Annotated in this window: 17 protein-coding genes and 3 tRNA genes; 5 read left to right on the forward strand and 15 right to left on the reverse strand. The window is 43.0% G+C overall.

The features are described from left to right. Positions 1 to 20: 20 nt before the first annotated feature. The 6 genes from IEY03_RS09835 to IEY03_RS09860 form a co-directional block, all read right to left on the reverse strand. Entirely contained in the window at positions 21 to 908 is an 888-nt protein-coding gene (locus IEY03_RS09835; protein ID WP_188841188.1) for a hydroxymethylglutaryl-CoA lyase, read from the reverse strand. Beyond that, on the reverse strand, positions 905 to 2,929 hold the full coding sequence (locus IEY03_RS09840; RefSeq protein ID WP_188841189.1) for an acetyl/propionyl/methylcrotonyl-CoA carboxylase subunit alpha: 2,025 nt from the start codon (positions 2,927 to 2,929) through the stop codon (positions 905 to 907). Before IEY03_RS09840 ends, IEY03_RS09835 begins: the two co-directional genes overlap by 4 nt. Continuing rightward, complete coding sequence (locus tag IEY03_RS09845) at positions 2,929 to 3,741, reverse strand: enoyl-CoA hydratase-related protein (protein ID WP_188841190.1); 813 nt, start codon at positions 3,739 to 3,741, stop codon at positions 2,929 to 2,931. The genes IEY03_RS09840 and IEY03_RS09845 overlap by 1 nt, the downstream gene beginning before the upstream one ends. Positions 3,742 to 3,769: 28 nt before the next feature. Further along, positions 3,770 to 5,377, reverse strand: coding sequence for a carboxyl transferase domain-containing protein (locus tag IEY03_RS09850; protein WP_188841191.1), 1,608 nt, complete (start codon positions 5,375 to 5,377; stop codon positions 3,770 to 3,772). A 132-nt stretch (positions 5,378 to 5,509) separates the two neighbouring features. Further along, a complete protein-coding gene (locus IEY03_RS09855; RefSeq protein ID WP_188841192.1) occupies positions 5,510 to 6,679 on the reverse strand; it encodes an isovaleryl-CoA dehydrogenase in 1,170 nt (389 codons plus the stop codon). 191 nt (positions 6,680 to 6,870) lie between these two features. After that, entirely contained in the window at positions 6,871 to 7,269 is a 399-nt protein-coding gene (locus IEY03_RS09860; protein ID WP_188841219.1) for a MerR family transcriptional regulator, read from the reverse strand. 288 nt (positions 7,270 to 7,557) lie between these two features. On the opposite strand from IEY03_RS09860, the gene IEY03_RS09865 reads away from it, so the two are divergent. Both IEY03_RS09865 and gnd read left to right on the forward strand, forming a co-directional pair. After that, entirely contained in the window at positions 7,558 to 9,477 is a 1,920-nt protein-coding gene (locus IEY03_RS09865) for a propionyl-CoA synthetase (RefSeq protein WP_188841193.1), read from the forward strand. 250 nt (positions 9,478 to 9,727) lie between these two features. Further along, on the forward strand, positions 9,728 to 11,257 hold the full coding sequence (gnd, locus tag IEY03_RS09870; protein WP_188841194.1) for an NADP-dependent phosphogluconate dehydrogenase: 1,530 nt from the start codon (positions 9,728 to 9,730) through the stop codon (positions 11,255 to 11,257). A 103-nt stretch (positions 11,258 to 11,360) separates the two neighbouring features. On the opposite strand, the gene IEY03_RS09875 is transcribed toward gnd, so the two are convergent. Beyond that, positions 11,361 to 12,245 carry a 1,4-dihydroxy-2-naphthoate polyprenyltransferase gene (locus IEY03_RS09875; RefSeq protein WP_188841195.1) on the reverse strand — a complete coding sequence of 295 codons (885 nt, stop codon included), beginning with the start codon at positions 12,243 to 12,245 and terminating at the stop codon, positions 11,361 to 11,363. Between the two features lie 209 nt (positions 12,246 to 12,454). On the opposite strand from IEY03_RS09875, the gene tesB reads away from it, so the two are divergent. The 3 genes from tesB to IEY03_RS09890 all read left to right on the forward strand — a co-directional run bounded on the left by tesB (position 12,455) and on the right by IEY03_RS09890 (position 15,147). Continuing rightward, positions 12,455 to 13,318 carry an acyl-CoA thioesterase II gene (tesB, locus tag IEY03_RS09880; RefSeq protein ID WP_188841196.1) on the forward strand — a complete coding sequence of 288 codons (864 nt, stop codon included), beginning with the start codon at positions 12,455 to 12,457 and terminating at the stop codon, positions 13,316 to 13,318. 55 nt (positions 13,319 to 13,373) lie between these two features. Beyond that, positions 13,374 to 13,769, forward strand: coding sequence for a YbaY family lipoprotein (locus IEY03_RS09885; RefSeq protein WP_188841197.1), 396 nt, complete (start codon positions 13,374 to 13,376; stop codon positions 13,767 to 13,769). Positions 13,770 to 13,878: 109 nt separating this feature from the next. After that, positions 13,879 to 15,147: an MFS transporter gene (locus tag IEY03_RS09890; protein WP_346056122.1), complete on the forward strand. Its 1,269-nt coding sequence runs from the start codon at positions 13,879 to 13,881 to the stop codon at positions 15,145 to 15,147. A gap of 24 nt (positions 15,148 to 15,171) precedes the next feature. On the opposite strand, the gene IEY03_RS09895 is transcribed toward IEY03_RS09890, so the two are convergent. From IEY03_RS09895 to IEY03_RS09930, 8 genes are all read right to left on the reverse strand, one after another. Continuing rightward, positions 15,172 to 16,548: a sigma-54-dependent transcriptional regulator gene (locus IEY03_RS09895; RefSeq protein ID WP_188841198.1), complete on the reverse strand. Its 1,377-nt coding sequence runs from the start codon at positions 16,546 to 16,548 to the stop codon at positions 15,172 to 15,174. Continuing rightward, the gene (locus IEY03_RS09900) at positions 16,545 to 18,356 is read right to left on the reverse strand and encodes an ATP-binding protein (RefSeq protein WP_188841199.1); all 1,812 of its coding nucleotides are present in this window, start codon (positions 18,354 to 18,356) and stop codon (positions 16,545 to 16,547) included. The genes IEY03_RS09895 and IEY03_RS09900 overlap by 4 nt, the downstream gene beginning before the upstream one ends. A 120-nt stretch (positions 18,357 to 18,476) precedes the next feature. Further along, on the reverse strand, positions 18,477 to 19,874 hold the full coding sequence (locus IEY03_RS09905; RefSeq protein WP_188841200.1) for a TRAP transporter large permease: 1,398 nt from the start codon (positions 19,872 to 19,874) through the stop codon (positions 18,477 to 18,479). Further along, a complete protein-coding gene (locus IEY03_RS09910; protein ID WP_346056125.1) occupies positions 19,874 to 20,536 on the reverse strand; it encodes a TRAP transporter small permease in 663 nt (220 codons plus the stop codon). Before IEY03_RS09910 ends, IEY03_RS09905 begins: the two co-directional genes overlap by 1 nt. A 76-nt stretch (positions 20,537 to 20,612) precedes the next feature. Further along, positions 20,613 to 21,623: a TRAP transporter substrate-binding protein gene (locus tag IEY03_RS09915; RefSeq protein ID WP_188841222.1), complete on the reverse strand. Its 1,011-nt coding sequence runs from the start codon at positions 21,621 to 21,623 to the stop codon at positions 20,613 to 20,615. Between the two features lie 514 nt (positions 21,624 to 22,137). Continuing rightward, positions 22,138 to 22,213: transfer RNA gene (locus IEY03_RS09920), tRNA-Val, on the reverse strand. A 27-nt stretch (positions 22,214 to 22,240) separates the two neighbouring features. Further along, positions 22,241 to 22,316: transfer RNA gene (locus IEY03_RS09925), tRNA-Val, on the reverse strand. Positions 22,317 to 22,344: 28 nt separating this feature from the next. Then, positions 22,345 to 22,420, reverse strand: a tRNA-Val gene (locus IEY03_RS09930). Positions 22,421 to 22,527: the final 107 nt, after the last annotated feature.

Genomic DNA, 22,527 nt, shown 5'->3' on the forward strand with positions numbered 1-22,527 from the left:
CAGTTTGTTGCCAGTCTACATTAGGCTAATGCATTAGCCACTTTTGAGGCACTTTTGCGGCCGATAATTTGGCTAATATTATTGCCTGCTATAGCCAGCTTATTTAGGTCAATCCCTGTTTCAATACCGATGCCGTGAAGCATGTAAACTAAATCTTCAGTCGCTAAATTACCTGATGCACCTTTGGCATAAGGGCAACCACCCAATCCAGCAACAGAGGCATCAAATGTGGCAATGCCCATATCTAAGCAAGCAAAAATATTGGCTAATGCTTGTCCGTAGGTGTCGTGAAAGTGTAGTGCAAGCTTTTCTACGGGCACAGCTTTTGCCACAGCTTCAACCATTCTACGGGCATTTACAGGCGTGCCAACACCTATGGTGTCACCGAGTGAAATCTCATAACAGCCCATTTTGTAAAGAATTTCAGACACACGAGCGACTTCACTGACCTCAATATGACCTTCATAAGGGCAGCCAAGGACACAGGATACGTATCCTCTGACCGGAATATTGTGCTGTTTTGCTTGTTGCATCAATGGGATAAAGCGTTCGATAGATTCATCGATTGAGCAGTTAATATTTTTTTGACTGAAGCTTTCTGAAGCGGCGCCAAATATTGCCACTTCATCTGCCCCCGAAGCTAACGCAAGCTCAAAACCTTTCAGATTTGGGGTTAACGCACTATAGGTTACCCCTTTGACTCGAGGCATTTGGGTAAAAATATCGGCAGAGTCGGCCATTTGCGGCACCCATTTGGGGGACACAAAGCTACCCGCTTCAATTCGAGTTAATCCAGATGCGGCCAAATCAGCAATTAACTGAAGTTTGGCCTGAGTGGTTACGGCAACTTCATTTTGTAAGCCGTCACGTGCGCCGACTTCAAAAATACTGACTTTTTCAGGCATCATGCGCTGGCTTCCTTTTCAGCTTCTACTGAGGTTTCTTCCACATGCAATAGCTGTACGCCATCGGTGACTAATTCACCACTTTGAAAGTAAAACTCGGTTACGACACCGTCAAATGGTGCTTCGATGGTGTATTCCATTTTCATGGCTTCCATCACCAGCAAACCTTGGCCTGCTTTCACATGGGCGCCCACTTCAACTAAATGGGTGACCACAGTGCCGTTCATTGGTGCTTTTAATTTATCAGCGCTGTTAACGGTTTCTTCTGCAACTTGCGCTAATACCGCGGTAAAGTGATAACTGCCACTGGGTAAGAATAAGGTAAAGTCGTCAGCATCTCGGCTAACTGGCACTTTACTCTTGTGACCATTAATTTCAGCAAACAACACATCATCTTTAATTTGCCCAGCCAGTTTTAATGCCTGACCGTTTAAGCCTAAATGCAAAGCGCCACCCAGATCTGTCATCAACAGGTTTTGTAACTCATGCTTTTCATCCAAAAGGGCGACATGATGAATGCTGGCACTGTTGAGTCTAAAACCACTGACTTGTCCCCAAGGAGAATAAGGGTCATGGCTGTTTACGGCATTCGCTTTAGCCTGTTGTTGGCGCAATAACACCTGATATAAACCGGCTAGTGCGATGGCAGTGTCTGATTCGCTGTTAGCATCACCTATCAAAGTGTTGCCATAGCGTTCGATAAAGTCAGTACAGAAATCAGCTTTAGCAAATGCGGGGTGTTCGGCAATGTTGGCTAAAAACTCAATGTTATGTTTTAAGCCGCTGATTTGGTAAGACTCTAGTGCGTGCACTAAGCGTTGTAGTGCGCGCGGACGAGTTTCATCCCAAACAATTAACTTGGCGATCATCGGGTCGTAAAAGTTACTGATCACATCATTTTCACGAATACCAGAGTCTATCCGTACATGACGATTTTGTTCTGGTTCACGCAAGAAGTTCAGTTTACCACTGGCGGGTAAAAATTCATTTTGCGGGTCTTCTGCGTAGATCCGCACTTCAAATGAATGGCCATGAATGCGCACTTCGTCTTGCTTTAACGGTAATTCGCCGCCACTGGCAACCACAAGTTGCCATTTTACTAAGTCTTGACCCGTCACCATTTCAGTGACGGGATGCTCTACTTGCAAGCGAGTGTTCATTTCCATGAAGTAGAAACTGTTGTCAGTATCTAACAAAAATTCAACAGTACCTGCACCCACATAATCAATGGCTTTTGCCGCTGCTACAGCGGCTTCACCCATTTGAGTACGTAGCTCATCTGATAAACCTGGCGCGGGTGATTCTTCAACCACTTTTTGATGGCGACGTTGAATAGAGCAATCACGATCAGATAGATAAATAGCATTACCTTGACTGTCGGCAAATACTTGAACCTCGACATGACGCGGTTGACGTAAATAGCGTTCCATCAATAATTTATCATTACCAAATGATGAAGTAGCTTCACGTCTAGCAGAGCGGATTGCTTCAAGTATTTCACCGTCATTTTCAACGATGCGCATCCCTTTACCGCCGCCACCATAAGCCGCTTTTATCAGTAGTGGAAAGCCGACTTCTTGTGCTTGTAAAACTAAGTTAGCGTCACTTTGATCGTCACCATGATAGCCTGGTACTAAAGGTACGTTGGCTTTACCCATGATCTCTTTAGCGGCACTTTTACTGCCCATCGCATCAATCGCTGCACTGCCTGGGCCAACAAATGCAATGCCATTTTGTTCACACTTACGGGCAAATTCAGCATTTTCTGATAAGAAACCGTATCCTGGGTGGATAGCTTCTGCGCCAGATCGTTTGGCGATATCTATGATTAAATCGGCTTTTAAATATGAATCAGCGGGTGCACTGCCACCTAAGTGGAAAGATTCATCGGCCATGGCAACATGGCGGGCGTCTTTATCTGCATCAGAATATAACGCTATGGTGCGTACGCCCATGGCTTGAGCGGTTTTAATAATACGACAGGCAATTTCACCGCGGTTGGCAATCAGTAATTTGGTAATCATTATTTGGCTCCTTTAGGATCCGTGGCATCTTGCCAAGCCGGAGAGCGTTTTTCGAAAAAGGCATTTAGGCCTTCTTGGCCTTCATCAGATACACGAATACGCGCAATTTGTTCACTGGTATAAGCTAGTGTGGCATCGTCTATTACGCCATCTTCTAAATGGGACACTAAGGTTTTAACCCAGGCCATACCTTGAGGACTATTGGCTTTAAATGCGCTAATAAAAGGCATGGCTGCGGCGTCTAAATCGTTATCGATTGTATGGATAACTTGATGTTGCAGTGCTTCATCGGCGCTGAAACGTTCAGCCGTTAACATGAATCGTCTGGCTTGACGATTTCCCATAGCCCGCACCACATAAGGGCTAATCACGGCGGGAATTAATCCAAGTTTCACTTCACTTAAACAAAAGCTAGCAGCTTCATTGGCAATCGCAATGTCGCAACAACAAATCAGTCCTAAAGCACCACCGAAGGCGGCGCCATTAACCAGTGCGATTGTAGGTTTAGGAAATTTATCCAGTACATGCATTAGCTTAGCAAGCTCATGGGCATCAGTCAGATTTTGCTCAAAATCCATTTGTGCTTGCTTGCGCATCCAATTAAGGTCGGCTCCAGCACTGAAATTTTTACCCTTGGCTCGCAAAATAAGCATTTGGCACTCGGCAGAATCGGCAAAGTGTTCAATGGCACAAATCATTTCACTGATCATGACTTCATCAAACGCATTGTGTTTTTCTGCACGATTTAATATTAATTCACCCACGCCCTGATTAAGCTGGCATTGGATATATTGAAAATCATTTTTAATCATTTTTAGTGCTCCTATTGATTGAACGCAATTACATGCGGAACACACCAAACTTGGTGTCTTCAATAGGGGCATTTAATGCCGCAGATAAGGCTAGGCCAACCACATCGCGAGTTTGTGCGGGATCAATAATGCCATCGTCCCATAAGCGCGCACTGGCATGGTATGGATGGCCTTCTTTGTCATACTGCTCAACAATCGGTTTTCTAAAGGCTTGTTCTTCTTCTGCTGACCATTCAACGCCTTTACGGGCCAAACCATCACGACGTACTGTGGCTAACACGCCCGCCGCCTGTTCGCCGCCCATCACTGAGATACGTGCATTGGGCCACATCCACATCATGGTCGGTTCAAATGCCCGGCCACACATGCCGTAGTTGCCTGCGCCGTAGCTGCCGCCAATAATGACAGTGAACTTAGGGACAGTGGCACAAGATACTGCTGTCACCATTTTTGCACCGTGTTTTGCAATGCCTTCGTGTTCGTATTTTTTACCCACCATGAAGCCGGTAATGTTTTGCAAAAACAGTAAAGGAATTTTTCGTTGGCAGCACAGCTCAATAAAATGTGCACCTTTTTGGGCTGACTCTGAAAACAAAATGCCATTGTTTGCCACAATACCGACAGGGTATCCATGGATACGGGCAAATCCACAGACTAATGTGGCGCCATAATTGGCTTTAAACTCATCAAAATCAGAATCGTCGACTATGCGGCCAATCACTTCTTTTACATCAAATGGCTTTTTAAGGTCAGTGCCGACAATACCGTAAAGCTCATGGATATCATATTTAGGTGGTTTTACCGGACTGAGCACGCTGGCGATGGTTTTTTGATGGTTTAGACGTGATACCGCGCGTCGAGCAAGCTCAAGAGCATGATCATCATTTTGAGCTAAATGATCGGCAACACCGGAAATTTTTGTATGTACTTCAGCGCCACCTAGTTCCTCGGCAGACACTTCTTCACCTGTTGCAGCTTTCACTAATGGTGGCCCAGCTAAAAAGATGGTGCCTTGTTCTTTCACTATGATCGACTCGTCAGCCATGGCAGGAACATAAGCGCCACCCGCGGTACATAAGCCCATAACAACGGCGATTTGCGGAATGCCTAATGCTGACATTTGTGCTTGGTTATAGAAGATACGTCCGAAATGATCACGGTCTGGAAATACTTCATCCTGGCGGGGTAAGTTTGCTCCGCCGGAGTCGACCAGGTAAATACAAGGTAAATGACAACGTTTGGCGATGTCTTGAGCGCGTAGATGCTTTTTGACTGTAATGGGGTAGTAGGTTCCGCCTTTTACGGTCGCATCGTTAGCAATGATCATACACTCAACACCGCTGACTCGACCGATACCGGCAATGACGCCCGCAGCAGGAACATCTTCGTCATAAACTTCATAGGCGGCAAATTGAGCGATTTCTAAAAAAGGAGAACCGGGATCAAGCAGTTTTTCTACTCGCTGGCGGGGTAATAACTTGCCACGAGATAAATGACGCTCACACGCCACTGGGCCGCCGCCTTGTTCTATTTTTATGAGCTTTTTTTGAAGGTCATCGACTAACAAAGCCATATCATCAAATTTGGCTTTAAATTCATCGCTACGAGGATTTATCTTGCTGCTCAGGTGCGTCATGTCAATATCCTTTATTGAGCACAAATTAGAGTATCAAGGGGCAGGGCACTGAGGCCGATTAAGCGAACCCCTCAACAGAAACTCACTTGCCTTGTGCTAATGATATTCAGCATAAGACAAGTGTTATTGCGATTATTTCGATTCGTTAAAGAGTTCGCGGCCAATGAGCATACGGCGAATTTCTGAGGTGCCAGCACCAATTTCATATAGCTTGGCATCACGTAATAATCTGCCGGTGGCGTATTCATTAACATAGCCGTTTCCGCCTAATAACTGAATCGCATCTAATGCCATTTTGGTAGCAAGTTCGGCACTATACAGAATGGCACCCGCAGCATCTTTACGAGTGGTTTCACCACGGTCGCAAGATTTTGCCACGTTGTAAACATAGGATCTTGCGGCATTCATTCCTGTGTACATGTCGGCAATTTTGCCTTGAACAAGTTGGAACTCGCCGATGGATTTTCCAAACTGAACACGTTCATGTACATAAGGAACAACGATGTCCATACAGGCCGCCATAATGCCTAGCGGGCCACCAGATAACACTACGCGCTCGTAGTCTAGACCGCTCATTAACACTTTCACGCCATTGTTGAGGCCGCCTAAGATATTTTCTTCAGGGACTTCACAATCTTCGAAAACTAACTCACAGGTGTTTGAGCCGCGCATGCCTAGCTTGTCGAGTTTCTGAGCCTGACTAAAGCCTTTAAAGCCACGTTCTACGATGAAAGCCGTGATCCCGTGGGCACCTTTTTCTAAATCTGTTTTGGCATAAATTACATAAGTGTGTGCATCTGGACCATTGGTGATCCACATTTTATTACCATTAAGAATATAGCGGTCGCCGTCTTTGCGGGCGTGCAGTTTCATTGATACTACATCTGAGCCAGCATTGGGCTCACTCATTGCTAATGCACCTATGTGTTCGCCGCTAACCAGTTTTGGTAGGTATTTAGCGCGTTGAGCATCATTACCGTTACGGTTGATTTGGTTTACACACAGATTTGAATGGGCGCCATAGCTAAGACCAATAGATGCAGACGCGCGGGAAACTTCTTCCATTGCAACAACATGGGCCAAATATCCCATGTTTGCACCACCAAACTCTTCGGGCACTGTGACGCCAAGTAATCCCATATCACCTAACTGAGTCCACATATGGTTTGGAAACTCATTATCGTGATCAACTTGGGCGGCAATAGGGGCTATTTCGTTGCTAGCAAAACTGCGAACAGCGTCGCGTAACATATCAATCTCTTCGCCTAAACCAAAATTAAGGCTGCTGTATAAATCGCTCATGGCTTGTGTCCTGTTGAATTATTATTTTTAGACTCCACGCTATGTTGCGTTTGGGAGTCGTCTGCTTGTCTGTTAAAACTGCTTTAATGCAGTGATGTAAGCACCTTGTCCGATTATTCGGCTCTTTTTGCTGTGCTTACGGGTTATCCAAATTACCAAAAAACCTTGAGATGAGAGTCAATCAATCTTGTTTACGCTTTATTAATTTCTAACGCCGCTTTGCATTGCTGCTCTGCGGAATTGAGTTCCATTAACACCACTTTAATGTCATCCATTTGTTGCTGAAGCGCAGCTTTTTTGTCGTTAACTAACTCAAGCATGGTATTCAATTGTGATGTGCTTGATTTGTCAGCATCGTAAAGTTCGAATAACCGACGAGTTTCAGCTAATGAAAACCCTAAGCGTTTGCCTCTAAGTATCAGTTTGAGTCTGACACGATCTTTTAGGCTGTATATGCGAGTTTGACCACGACGCTTAGGTTTAATTAAGCCCTGATCTTCGTAAAAACGAATGCTGCGAGTGGTGATATCAAATTCTTTTGATAAATCACTGATGGAATATGTAGATTGGGTGCTGACTGTAGCGTTCATCATCTCACCAAATAGGTTTCTTTTGTTGCAAGATATATGAAGTTTACGTAAAGGTAAAGTTTGAGGTAAAAAATCTATTTGGCAACTGTTAATTTGAGTTGCCATTAATTTTAGTCATTATCGTTATCTATATGATAGTTAATGATTAGTTTTTTAGTGTGTTATTGGATTTTGCAGCGAACAATCTCATTTATGGCCAAGCAGTATAGATGCTTATCCGTTTGTCTAATAGGGACATTGAATGAATTCTGCTCATAATCAGCTTGGGAGAGCTAAAGGAGAAATAACATGACGGGTGTAGGAAAGTCATTGCACGACCAATCAATTGCAGACCCAACGACCTTTTGGGCAAATGCAGCAAAGATGATTACTTGGGACAAAGAGCCTGAGAGCATCTTAGATGATACAAATAAGCCATTTTACCAGTGGTTTGCCGACGGTAAGATGAATACTTGCTATAACGCTGTTGACCGACACGTGGTCGCGGGCAGAGGCGAGCGTATCGCCATTAATTACATTAGCCCTGTGACACAAAATCAGTATCAAATTACCTATAACGAATTGCTTGCTCAAGTGAGTCGTTTAGCGGGATATATGCAGTCAATTGGCATTGAAAAAGGCGACAGGGTGGTTATTTATATGCCAATGATCCCCGAAACTGCCTTTGCAATGCTAGCTTGTGCTCGCATAGGCGCTATTCACTCCGTAGTATTTGGCGGCTTTGCGGCGAATGAATTGGCAACCCGCATTAACGATGCCAAACCCAAGCTCATCTTGTCTGCTTCGTGTGGCATAGAGCCATCTGGTGTCGTGCCTTATAAACCGCTTTTAGATGATGCGCTTAATCAAGCCAGTCATAAGGTTGACCACTGCTTAATTTTGGCAAGACATCAGTATCAAGCAGATTTGACAGTGCCAAGGGATGTAGATTGGCAACACGCGCTTCAAGATGCACCGAGTGCTGAATGTGTATCACTCAATGCCACAGATCCGCTTTATGTGCTTTATACCTCAGGCACTACGGGCAAACCTAAAGGGGTTGTGCGTGATAATGGCGGCCATGCGGTAGCCTTATGTTGGTCAATGAAAAATATTTATGACATCGAAAGTAATGATGTTTTTTGGGCTGCATCCGATGTGGGTTGGGTGGTAGGTCACTCATATATTGTTTATGGTCCTTTGTTAGTCGGTTCTACTACCATCATGTATGAAGGTAAACCCATAGGTACGCCAGATGCTGCCGCATTTTGGCGAATTATTGCCGACAATAATGTAAAAAGTTTTTTTACCGCACCTACCGCAATACGTGCCATTAAGCGTGAAGACCCAGATGGTCAGTTAATCAAAGACTTTGACCTGTCCTGTTTAAAGCAAATGTTTTTAGCCGGTGAGCGCTGCGATCCTGACACTTTAAATTGGAGTCAGGCTATGCTCGGCAAACCCGTTATCGACCATTGGTGGCAAACTGAAACCGGTTGGCCTGTAGCATCCAATTTAATGGGTGTTGAACCTATTGCCATTAAACCCGGATCGCCCGCAAGACCCGTTCCTGGCTACCAAGTGGAAGTATTGGATGCCATGGGGGAACAAGTTGCTGCAAATGAAAGTGGCAATGTGGTGATTAAACAACCTTTACCGCCAGGCACGTTGACAACCTTGTGGCAAAATGATGACCGTTATGTCGACAGTTATTTATCCATGTATCCCGGATACTACCTAACGGGTGACGCAGGTTACATAGATGAAGACGGGTATTTGTATATCATGAGCCGAATTGACGACATCATTAATGTCGCAGGGCATCGTTTATCAACCGGACGCTTTGAAGAGGTGTTGTGTCAACATCCTGCGGTGGCAGAAGCCGCCGTCATAGGCGTGCAAGATAAACTTAAAGGGCAAGTCCCTTTAGGCATGGTGGTACTTAAAAATGGTGTAGAGTTAACTGATGAAGAACTGCATCGGCAACTATTAGCCTTAGTCAGGCAAGAAATTGGTCCGGTGGCATCGTTTCGATTAGTGAGTGCCGTGCCTAAATTACCTAAAACGCGCTCGGGTAAAATTTTACGGGCGACAATGCGTAAAATTGCTGACAACCAAGAATATACCGTACCCGCTACCATAGAAGATCCACAAACCTTAGACATTGTTCGCAATACGTTAACAAGAATGGGCTATGCCAATGCATTAACTAAAGCTTTAGGTGAGTAAATTTTTAAATGCTAGTAAACGTCAATGTTAGCTCAGCTAACGATTTTTATACCTGATAACATTGACGTTTTTAATTGAAATCCCCCTTCAAACCCTGCTTTACGAAAATGATAAAAACACATTTTGAGTATCGTACCCCATAGAATCTAGGTTTTAACTGGTAATTTAGTTACAAAAATCGCTATAATATTTGTCCATATGGGTTCGCGAATCGCGATAAATCTCTGTGACCTTGTGGAATATAAATCTAATGACTCACCACACAAACTTGTCAAACATCGGCGTTATTGGCCTTGGTGTTATGGGCAAAAACCTCGCTTTAAATATTGCTGACAACGGTTACCACGTTGCTGTTTTTGATCTTGATACCGCGAAAGTCAATGCGGCGCTAGAGCAGGAACAACAAGAGCGTAAAACTGGCTTAGCCCCCCGGATGCAAGCCTGTAATAATCTTTCAGAAATGCTTGATAAACTTGTGTCACCAAAGGTGATAGTGCTATCTGTGCCTGCAGGTAGCATAGTGGACGGCATTTGTAACACCCTTATTGAAAATGGCATCAACAGTGAAGACATCGTTATCGACACAGGTAATAGCTTGTGGACGGATACGGTAGAACGTGAAGCCCACTATCAAGGCAAGTTTAAGTTTTTCAGTTCAGCCGTATCGGGTGGTGAAGTGGGGGCCCGTTTTGGGCCGTCTTTAATGCCTAGCGGCGATGAGTCTGCATGGCAATATGTTGCGCCGATTTGGAACGCTATTGCTGCCAAAGTGGACAGTAACACAGGTTTGCCGATTGAGCGTTTTGAACCGGGGAACCCAGTCACTGAAGGTGAACCATGTACCACTTATATTGGTCCAGCGGGTTCTGGCCATTATGTCAAAATGGTTCACAATGGTATTGAATATGCGGATATGCAGCTGATTTGCGAGGCTTACCAATTGCTGCATGAGGCTGTGGGTCTATCGACTTATGAGATTGGTGATATTTTCAAACGTTGGAACCAAGGTAGCTTAAACAGTTACTTAATGGGGATCAGCGCGGAAGTGTTACAGCAAAAAGATCCATTAACCGATAAACCGTTAGTGGAAATGATTTTAGATAAAGCGGGCCAAAAGGGCACGGGATTATGGACTGCGGTGAGTAGTTTACAGATAGGTTGTCCAGCACCCACGATCGCCGAAGCTGTGTATGCTCGGGCTGTTAGCACGCAAAAGTCATTGCGAGTTAATTTAAGTAATACGCTGGTGGGGCCACAAAAAGGTACTTTCACAGCAACTGAAAAAACAGACTTTATTAATTCATTAGAAGATGCCCTTTATTGCGCGAAAGTATGTTGTTATGCGCAAGGGTTTCAACTTATGGCGATGGAAGCAAAAGAGCAAAACTGGACGCTAAACTTTGCAGAAATCGCCAAAATTTGGCGAGCCGGTTGTATTATTCGCGCCACATTTTTGCAGTCAATTACTCAGGCTTATGTTGATAACCCGCAACTAGCAAACTTGCTCATGGCAGAAAGCTTCAGCAGCGCACTTGCGGCTAAACAATTAAATTGGCGTAAAACGGTTGCAGCATCAGTCATGCAAGGTATACCAGCACCCTGTATTGGTTCTGCCGTGGCCTACTACGATAGCTATCGCTGCGAAACACTGCCTGCTAACTTGTTGCAAGGTCAGCGTGACTTTTTCGGCGCACATACCTTTGAACGTACCGATAAGCCTGCTGGCGAGAAGTATCATTTAGATTGGAGTGCCAAGGTCCGTACTTTAGTTAAAATGTAGCTTTTGGGCATCATAAAAAGGCTTCATATTAGAAGCCTTTTTTTATTGCTTAGAGTAAGCATCATTACATTATGAAATGTCTGCTGATGTTACATTTAAGATACTATATCTGACTGAGATTAATCATTAACCCTGCGCTAAACAAAACACTGAATATCATTGTCAGTTTGGCCGTTTTACCTAGAATTGGGTTGAGGGCTTCGCCTGAGTTATCTCTAAAGTCGCGGCTTAGCTTTCTGGCTAACACTAATGATACTCCGGCTAACAACACCGGCCATCCTTCAAGTGCCCCTAATAAAAATCCCGCAATAATGATCCCAAATGGTAGGTATAAAAAGCTCTGGTATAGTACTTTTGCTTGTGGCTCACCAATTCTAACGGCAAGGGTGTTTTTGCCCGCTTTGGTGTCAGTGCTGATGTCGCGGGTATTATTTACTAACATAATAGCGGCGTTGAAAAAACCAATTGCGCAGCCCAATAACCAAGCGGTTAATGTAGTGTCGCCCGCCTGTAAGTAATAACTTCCCACTACAGCGACTAAACCAAAAAAGACGAACGCGGCGACTTCACCTAGGCCATGTGATGCCAGTGGATAAGGCCCACCACTGTAACAAATAGCGCCTAGAATTGAGGCGGCAGCTAATACAGCAATAGGCCAGCCGCCGTGCCAAATAAGGTATGAGCCAACCAGTAATGCAGCTAATAAGCACACAATCATGGCATTACGCACTGTGGTAGGCGCGATCATACCACTTTGGGTCACGCGGATCGGCCCGAGTCTTTCTTCAGTATCTATACCATTTTTATAGTCAAAGTAGTCATTGGCTAAATTGACTGATATTTGTAGTAATATGGCACATAACATTGAAATAACAGCAATTAACCAACTGAATTGCATAAGTTCGATTGCCAACATATTGCCGATAAGTAAGGGGCCAATTGCCGCTGGCAGTGTTCTTGGGCGAATCGCCAAAATCCAAGATTGCATAAACACCAAAATAACAAAGATTAGTCATCCTGATAGCTTATCAAAAATTGCTAACGACTGCTGTTGATATTGTTTGCTGCAAATCACTAATTTAGCAATTTTGTATTCAAAACAACTTTAAATGGTCAAGCCTCATAAAAAGTCACTAGCCCTTGTTGAAGATTTTAGGGTAGGCTTAATGCTAATTATGTGGTTTCTGAGAGTGTTAAATGAGTCAGGTGTTAAACGATTTATTATCATTATTGTCTTTAGAGCAAATCGAACTCGGTTTATTTAGAGGCCAGAGTCAAGATCTAGGCTTTGGTCATGTGTTTGGTGGCCAGGTAATGGGGCAGGCTTTGAGCGCGGCAAAACAAACCGTGAGTGAAGATCGTCATGCCCACTCTTTGCATTCTTATTTCTTGCGTGCGGGAGATGAAAAACTACCCATAGTTTATGACGTAGAAACCATGCGTGATGGCGGCAGTTTTAGCGCCAGACGGGTAAAAGCGATCCAAAAAGGTCGACCGATTTTTTATATGACTTGCTCATTTCAAACCCATGAAGAAGGTTATGAACATCAGGCGAAAATGCCAGTCGTACCTGGGCCAGAAGGCTTGATGAATCAACAAGAACTCGCCATGACCATGCGCGATAAAGTGCCTGCCAAAATGCTTGAGAAGTTTATGGCTGATGCACCAATTGAAATGCGTTTGGTTAACCCTTTTAATCCTTTAGCGCCGTCAACCACAGAGCCAATACGTCACGTTTGGTTAAGGGCAAATGGCGCTATTCCCGATGATCATAGTATCCAAGAATACTTGTTAGCTTATGCATCGGACTTTAACTTCTTAGTGACAGCGGCTCAGCCCCATGGAGTCTCATTTCTCACTCCAGGTATACGAATGGCGACCATAGACCATTCAATGTGGTTCCATCGCAGTTTTGATATGAGTGAATGGATTTTATACAGCATTGAAAGCCCAAATGCAGGTGGGGGACGGGGGTTTGTTAAGGGACAATTTTTTGACCAGCAAGGCCGTTTAGTGGCATCGGCAACCCAAGAAGGGTTGTTGCGCATGACTAAGCCTTAATATGCCGTTTAGTGTTCACAGGTTTTAGCAGCAAGGAATAAATAGGTTGAGCAGCATGAGTAAATTAAAGAGTATTTGGGTCAGTTTTTTTGCAGGATTATTGTTACTTACAGGTTGCGTAACTGTGGTCCCTGACGCGCCAATTGTAGTTAATGGATATGCAGGATATCTTGAAAAAGTCGCCTTACCCCAAGGTAGTAAAATTTATATTGCCGTGATCGACATAAATACACCAGGTGCCATCATTTCACAAAAGTCGTTTGATATTGCAAGAGTGCCTGTGCCATTTAAGTTTATTTTCCCTACAGAGGCTATCGACAAGAGTGTTGAATACGGTGTAGTGGCGATGATCACTTATCAAGGCAAAGTCATTTTTCAAACCTATGATAAATTCGAGGTGATAAATAATAATAAATTCACCACTGAAGTACTCATGAAACAAGTAAAGTAATTAATAAGCGAATTAAGTCACCAAGTTCACATTCCGCTGAGTTCGCCATTGATTTATCTTAATGGCGAACGATAATGTTTTATCGTCGTAATTATTCTTTGGCCATTTTGTGATCCACAAAGACGTATCTGTGCCCCATTCTGGGCGGACATCAGACCATGAAACACTATCGCCTCAACAAGGCAAACAAAGCCGATTAATCTGGGCGCTTTGCCTTGCCTCTGTGGTAATTTATATCAATCTTTATACGGTTCAGGGCATGTTGCCACTGATTGCCGAGCAATTTGATGTCACCGGCGCCCATTCCACATTAGTGCTATCTGTAACCAGTTTTACCCTCGCTTTTTCACTACTTTTTTATGCAGTAGTTTCCGATCGTGTAGGTCGTCTAAAGCCAATAGTGATTAGTTTATGGCTGCTAGCTTGTTCTAATTTATTACTGATTTTTGCAACAGACTTTGACTCTCTGGTATGGATAAGACTTTTACAGGGCGTCTTGTTGGCGGCGGTCCCGGCTATTGCCATGGCTTACTTTAAAGAACAACTTGCCCCAGAGTTTATGTTAAAAGCGGCTGCCACTTATATTACTGCTAATAGCTTGGGGGGGATTTTTGGACGGCTATTTGGTGGCTTAATGTCGCAACATTTATCCTGGCAACAATCTATGGGGTTGGTGTTTATTGTGACCTTAATTGGCGTGTCATTAGTGACTTTTTTATTACCTCGGCGTGAAATTAAACCACAGTTGACTTACCCATCAGCTAAACAAGCAAAGCTGGCTAAGTTACAACAAGATTTACTCGGATTTTGGGAGCACATCACTGATCGTAAAATGAGTTTAGTGTTCATTATTGGTGGCCTAGCTTTTATGATGATGGTGAATCAATTTAGTTTTATTCAGCTGCATTTAATGGCATTACCTTATGAGCTAAGTCGATTCAATGCTACGTTAATTTTTTTGTGCTATCTCAGTGGCACCTTTGCCTCATATTTATCGGCTAAATGGATTGTGCGTTTTGGGTCGATAATCTTATTTAAAGCGGCTTTTTTGCTGATGGTATTTGGGACCTTGCTGACCTTAGTCGATACTTTATGGGCAATTGTATTGGGCTTTTTAATCACCGCGAGTGGTTTTTTCTTAGCCCATAGCTGCTGTAACTCGTTTGTTGCTATTCGTGCGGTGAATCATAGAGCTAAAGCAACATCACTTTATTTATGTTGTTATTATTTAGGGGCGGCATTAGGGGGTCCCTATTTAATGGTTTTTTGGCAACATTCATTATGGCAGGGGGTTGTGCTGGGGTCGTTAACCTTGTTAGCTATGTTGGCGTTAGCCATATTATTGCTCAGCAAAGGACCGCTAGAAAAGCCGGTCTAAGCTAACGTAAAATTTGATTCGCGGTTAATTATCCGTAAATTGCTTGCGATCAATTTCGAACTTTTTCATTTTGTCGTATAAGGTTTTTCGAGGCAGCTCAAGCTGCTCCATAGTCAGCTTTATGCTGCCTTTGTTATAACTTAATGACTCCTCGATAAGTAAGCGTTCAAAAAAATCGACTCGCTGTTGTAATGACATATTAGAGTGCATGGTAGGGTGGTTATCCATATTACCCGCAGCAAACGCAGCTTCAGCGCCCAATAGAACGTAACGCTCAGCTAAATTGCGTAATTCCCGCACATTTCCAGGCCAATCATGGGATGTCAGCATAGCCTGCTGCTCAGGATTAAGTGCAATAAGCGCCTTGTGATAGCGTGTAGAGGCGATCCTTGCAAAATGAAGGAAGAGTAAAGGGATATCTTCTCTTCGCTCTCTGAGTGCAGGGATAGGCACTGTGACAAGATTAAGACGATAGAGTAAATCCTGACGAAATTCACCGGTTTCACATAGCTGTTGTAAGTTGACTTTTGTGGCTGCAATCACGCGGATATCAAGGTCAATGGATTGGTTTGAACCTAAGCGTTCCACTTTTCTGTCTTCTAATACCCTTAAGAGTTTAACTTGCAAGCTGAGTGGGGTGCTTTCAATTTCGTCTAAAAATAAGGTACCTTGATTCGCGTATTCAAACTTACCAATTCGTGTTTTATCGTTGCCGGTATAGGCACCAGCCTGAGCGCCAAATAGCTCACTTTCGATGAGGTTCTCTGGAATTGCACCGCAGTTAATTGCAACAAAATTGTGCTTGCTACGATGACTATGATCATGAAGATATCGGGCGACTAATTCTTTACCTGTACCGGTTTCACCCTCAATCATGATATCGGCAGGCGCGTTTATCACCTGGTTGAGTATATTACGCATTCTTACTATGCCAGGGCTATGACCCAGTATTCTAGGCCCTGGTGCAATATGTGATTCCAGCTCTTGTTTCAATTTACGGTTTTCCAGCGTTAATTGGCGTTTTTCTAAGGCTCGCTTTGCCACATCAACGACATGTTCATTATTGAACGGTTTTTCAAGAAAATCGTAAGCGCCTTTTTTTACCGCATCAACAGCCATGGCGATATCACCAAAGCCTGTGATCAGAACCACGGGTAAATCAGGGTCTTTTTGAATTAATTGCTGTAATAAGCACAGGCCATCAAGTTGCGGCATATTCACATCAGAAAATACCACGCCAGGCCAATCTCTGTGGATTTGTTCCGCTACCTGTGTTGATTGAGTGGTTGATGCTGCAGCTATGCCTTCAAGTTTAAATAGCTGACTCAGTACGCTGCCTATATGAGGCTCATCATCGACAATAATGACTTGTAGTTGGTTGATATCACCTAGTGAACTCAAGGTTTTATATCCTCATATAAATAAATCGGTAAAGAAATCTTAAAAATAGCGCCCGCTTGATTATCATTTTCAACGGTGATTTTGCCTTGCATTGACTCAATAATTCGCTGTGAAATCGATAAGCCTAGGCCTAATCCTTGACGTTCATTGGTCGTAAAGTAGGGCTCAAATATTTTACTCATCTGGCCTTCTCTAACACCCGGACCTGTGTCTTTGATGCTAATGATTAACTTATTACTGCGTGCAGCTTTACTGGCTGTAATCTTGAGTTCTTTGACGGAGCTTTGTTGCATTGCGACAATTGCATTGCTGATAATATTGACTAATACTTGCTGCAATCTTACCGTGTCTCCCCAAATTTGGCATTGACCTTTGAGTACTGACTTACTGAGTATTACCCCTTGTTTATCTATTTCTGGCTGCACAATTGTTAAGGCTTGATCTATGGCTTGATTGATTTCTATCGCGTTGTCTTTACCTTGAGATTTACGGGTAAAACTCTTGAATTGAGCGATAATGTCGGCCAATCTGTCGGTTAATTCAATCATGATCTTTAAATTGTTTTTTGCATCGTCAAACATATCTCGACCCAAAAATGTTTGGGTATTTTGTGCATAACTCCTGAGTGCAGCCAGCGGCTGGTTCAGTTCATGATTAATACTGGCGGATAGACTGCCTATCACGGTTAACTTTGCCGCTTGTACTAACTCATCTTGCGTATCTTTTAGTTTAGTGTTGGCTTTTTCTAGCTCAAGGGTGCGCTCTTTGACTCGTTGTTCTAGCAAGTTGTGGGCATGGAGCATACGGCGTAAGTTTTTACGACGTTCAATGGCATAAAGAATAAATAAGACTAGCAACAGATATAAACTTGCCGCTAATAGCATGATTGTGGGTAACGATTGGTACAAAGGCTTCATTGGTGCTAATACATGCAGCGTCCAATTAGCATTAGGCATTAACTGTCTTTTTTCTAGGTATGTCTCAGTGCCACTGGATGAGGTTATTTGATAAGTGTGTAAATTCGCCTCAGTCAAAGTATTGTAAGGCGGTTTGATTGCTAACTCACTGATTGGTCTTGTTGCATAACGCTTCGATGTATTCAAAGCATAGCGTTTTGCCTGAGATAACGGGCTAAGGGAGCTAAAGCGCCAATGGTTGATACTTGATAAAAAGATAATGTCATCGGGATCGCTGATCATGAACTCGTACTGCCCAGCAATAGCAATACCTGTGCTTTGCTGCTCAAGAACGCCAATATCCACTTTCACCACAATCACACCCAACACAACACCATTATGAAATACCGGATTCGAAAAATAGAAACCCCGTTTATCCGATGATGTTCCTACTGCATAGTAACGTCCGGCGCGGCCAGATAGTGCTTCGATAAAATAAGGCCGAAATGAATAATCTTGATTTATAAAGGTATTTTTCTTATCCCAATTACTTGCGGCAATAGCAACGCCAAGGGCATCAGTTAAATAAATATCTGATGATTCGGTAACTTGTTGCAGTTCAGATAAATAGGCATTTAGCTGAGCAATTTTATGGGGGTCTTTTGCGGCTAATAAGCCTTGTTGCAAAATAGGATTGCTGGCAATGACTTCTGGAATGATTTCAAATTGTGCCAGTTGCTGATCAATAAATAACACCAGTTCATTAATTTGCTTTTCAGATTGAATCGAGATGTCACTTTTACCTTTGTTAAGCCAATACCATTGGCTGGTAAACAGGGTAAGAAGCAGTCCAGCAATAAGGATGATACTTAATAATATTTTGTATTGTATTTTTGTGGTAGCAATAACCATATTTACTCTTAATTGGGCGATACATGAGTGGCAAAATATACGACAAAAATATCCGTTGTTAACTAGGTTAACAGCGGATATTCAGTTTTAAGACTCGTATATTTTGTTCAATAAATCAAGTTAATAGCCGTTCAATTTATCTATGTATTCAGGTAAAAACAGTGATATTTGTGGAATATAAGTAATTAACATTAAGAAACCAAGTAATAACACTAACCAAGGTAAACATGACTGAATAACCCAGCCCATACTTTTACCCGTAATCCCTGCGGTAACAAATAAATTGAGCCCCACAGGCGGCGTCAACATGCCGATCTCCATGTTGACCACCATGATAATCCCTAAATGAATGGGGTCGATGCCCAATTGCGTTGCGATAGGGAACAAAATGGGAGCCATAATTAACAGAATCGCTGAGGGTTCCATAAAGTTACCGGCTGCGAGTAACAACAAGTTAACTATGATTAAAAAGCCCCAGGCGGGTAAACCAAAACCGACAATCGTCTCTGCAATAATATGCGGAATACGTTCAGTGGTAAGTACATGGGCAAACAGCATTGCATTGGCAATAATAAACAACAGCATAATACTGACTTTTGCGCCATCACGAACCACATGCCGAATTTCTTTATCAGTAGGGGTTTTTATCACAGCTAACAACATTTGCAGAATGTTACGTACACCAGCACCGACGATGGATTCCTGCTGATTACGCCAGGCGACATTTTTCAATGGACCGATATCGCGATAACCAAATACCGCAATAAAATAGGCATACACACAAGCAACAGCCGCCGCTTCGGTTGGACTTGCTACGCCGCCATAAATCGAACCTAGCACGATGATAATCAAGGCAAGACCACCCAAAGCTTTGGCACTTGAAATGGATAAGGCTTTAACCCCGGGGAAGGGACGTGATGGTAAGTTTTTAATTCTAGCAACAACATAAATTGCCAACATTAAGATGCAGCCCATCATTAACCCTGGAATTAAGCCCGCCATAAACATTCTTGCCGCCGAAACTTCGGTCGCAGCTGCATAAACCAGCATAACAATCGAGGGTGGAATTAAAATGCCTAAGGTGCCGGATGTGGTGATAACACCGGCGGCAAATTTTTCAGGATAACCTGCGCGTACCATACCTACGATCACAATTGAGCCAATAGCTGCAACTGTAGCGGGTGACGAGCCCGATACTGCCGCAAATAGCATACAGGCCATTACTGAAGCCATTGCTAAACCACCGCGAATATGACCGACACTGTCCATTGCGAAATCAATAATTCTTCGTGCTACGCCACCCGTGGACAAAAACGCCGATGATAAGATAAAAAATGGAATTGCCAGTAAGGTGTAATGCTCTGAGGTTGATTCGTAAAGCTTCAGTGCAATTGAGGCAAGGGAGTCGTTTGAAAACAATAAAATAGTCAGTACGCTTGAAAACCCTAACGCAATGGCGATAGGCATACCAATTAACATGCACACAAGGAGCGTGATAAATAAGGTCGCGATAGTCATTATTTTTCGTCCTTATTTTTTTCTGTTGAAGTTGTGGAGTTAATCGCACTTGCAAGTGCTGCTTCATCAATTAAATGCATACTGTCTTTGGCTTCATCAGCTAAGGCAAAACCATCCGTTTTGCCGGTTAAAATAGCGATAAACAGTTGAACAAACCGCCAAGCCAACATAGAAAAACCTATGATTAAAATGCTTTGAGACATCCAAACGGGTACCGCACCTTCATCTTCAAGATCGATTTTTAACACTTCCCAGGCAAAATCAGGATCGAGTTGATGAACCAGAAATGCTGGAAAGTCGATATCTTCCATCGGCAGTCCAATTTGGTACATTTGGCTTAAATAATCCCAGCTACCTTTAAGGAATAAACCACAATAGATAACGCATAATGAACAGGCCAATAGAGCAACCCACTTTTTAGGCGCGGGTGCAAGTTTACTAACAAAGGCATCGACACCAATGTGCGCGCCGACTTTGACGCCGTAAGACATGCCGAATAATACAAACCAACCACACAGGGTTAGGGTTAGTTCTTGTATCCACAGAAAACCGGTATTAAAGAAAAAGCGCGCGATAACTTCGCCAAATACCAATAAGGTCATCAGTGAGATCAATAGGTTTAAAAACCCTTCTTCGAATTTATTGAGCAGATTTGAAATCACTTTGTTCTCCTAAATTTTAATGAAAAGAGGGTTGTTATCGTGTTATTACTTTTGATAACAACCCAAGAGAACGGTGTTACTTGTTTGCGGCTTGAGCTGCGTCAATAACGTCTTTACCAATTTGAGCTTCAAACTTGGTCCACACAGGTTTCATAGCATCAACCCATTGTTGGCGCTGTACGGCAGTTAATGAAACCAATTCAGAGCGTTTTGAATCTAAAATAGCCTGTCTATCTTCGCCTTCTTTAGCGGCAGCAATTTCATTGCCTAATACAACCGCTTCATCAAGTGATTTTTTGATAATTTCACGCTTGTCTTTAGGTAAGCTTTTCCAGAAAGTGTTTGAAGTCACTAGCATGTAATCTAATACACCGTGGTTACTTTCTGTAATGTGGCTTTGCACCTCATAAAACTTCATTGAATAAATATTTGACCAAGTATTTTCTTGACCATCAATGGCGCGAGTTTGTAAAAGGGTGAACACTTCTGAGAAAGGTTTTTTAACTGGAATCGCTTTAACAGCATCAAATTGTGCCGCAATCACATCAGACGCCATAATACGGAATTTTTTACCGCTGGCATCACCTGGAGTAGAAAGTGGCGCATGGGCTGAAAATTGCTTCATACCATTATGTAAATAACCTAAACCCACAATGCCCTTGCGGTTCATTGAGTTCAAGAGCTTTTGGCCTTCTTCCGATTGTTGAAAACGGTCAACGGCGGCCATGTCTTCAAATAAGAAGGGTAGATCGAACACCTGTAGTTTTTTGGTGTAACGTTCGAATTTTGATAGAGAGGGAGCAACAATTTGCACATCATTTAACAGTAATGCCGCTAGCTCATTATTATCACCAAATAATTGTGAGCTTGGGAACACGCTAACTGTGTATTCACCAGGTAAACGTTGTTCAACCAGTTCTTTAAACTTTAACGCCATTTGTCCTTTAGGAGTATTTTCTGCCACAACGTGTGAGAACTTAATTTCAACAGGTTCAGCAAACGCACTAAAGCTTGAAACTAACATTGAAGCAATAGCTGTGAGTTTTGCGGTTGCTTTAATTGATTTCCACACGGGTGTCATTGTCATAGATGGGTACATATTTGGGCTTCCTTTCTGGTTTATTAATTGTTGTTTTACCTCTATTTGCACTCGAAAGATGCGTTAGGGATATAGCCAGGGTCCCTAGAGGAGTTACAACATAGATAGCAAGGTCAATGCCAACTTAAAGAATTAAATCTATCTCACTGTTTTTTATTATTAAATTTATTTATGTTAGTCAGTGAGACTCGATGGTTGGGTCAGAAGAGGGACAGCGAAAAACTGGGTAAGGGTGGGAAATCACACATTGATAACATTCGATCAAAATATTAACAATTTGCCATAATGTATGGTGATTTCTGAAATAAATATTCAGAAATAGCCTGTATTCATATAAAGAAAAGGGCAACAAACAGATATATTTGTGGGTAGCAGAGTATGTAATGCGGATAAATGATCACAACTGAGTGACTAATTTTACATATTCATAGCGAAATACTTTATTTATTCGATGATTTTGAAGATTTGAGGATTTGAGGATTTTAATGATTTGAAAAATTTATGGTGGTCGCTACTGGGCTCGAACCAGTGACCCCCTCCTTGTAAGGGAGGTGCTCTCCCAGCTGAGCTAAGCGACCTGGGATAAATTTGAACTGATGAAGATATGGTGGTCGCTACTGGGCTCGAACCAGTGACCCCCTCCTTGTAAGGGAGGTGCTCTCCCAGCTGAGCTAAGCGACCTGGGATATCTTTCAATATTAGTACATTATGGTGGTCGCTACTGGGCTCGAACCAGTGACCCCCTCCTTGTAAGGGAGGTGCTCTCCCAGCTGAGCTAAGCGACCTGGGATAATGCAGCTAATTTAAAACTATGAGTCCAATGAAATGGTGGTCGCTACTGGGCTCGAACCAGTGACCCCCTCCTTGTAAGGGAGGTGCTCTCCCAGCTGAG

This window comes from Shewanella aestuarii (assembly GCF_014647215.1).
GTDB lineage: Bacteria > Pseudomonadota > Gammaproteobacteria > Enterobacterales > Shewanellaceae > Shewanella > Shewanella aestuarii.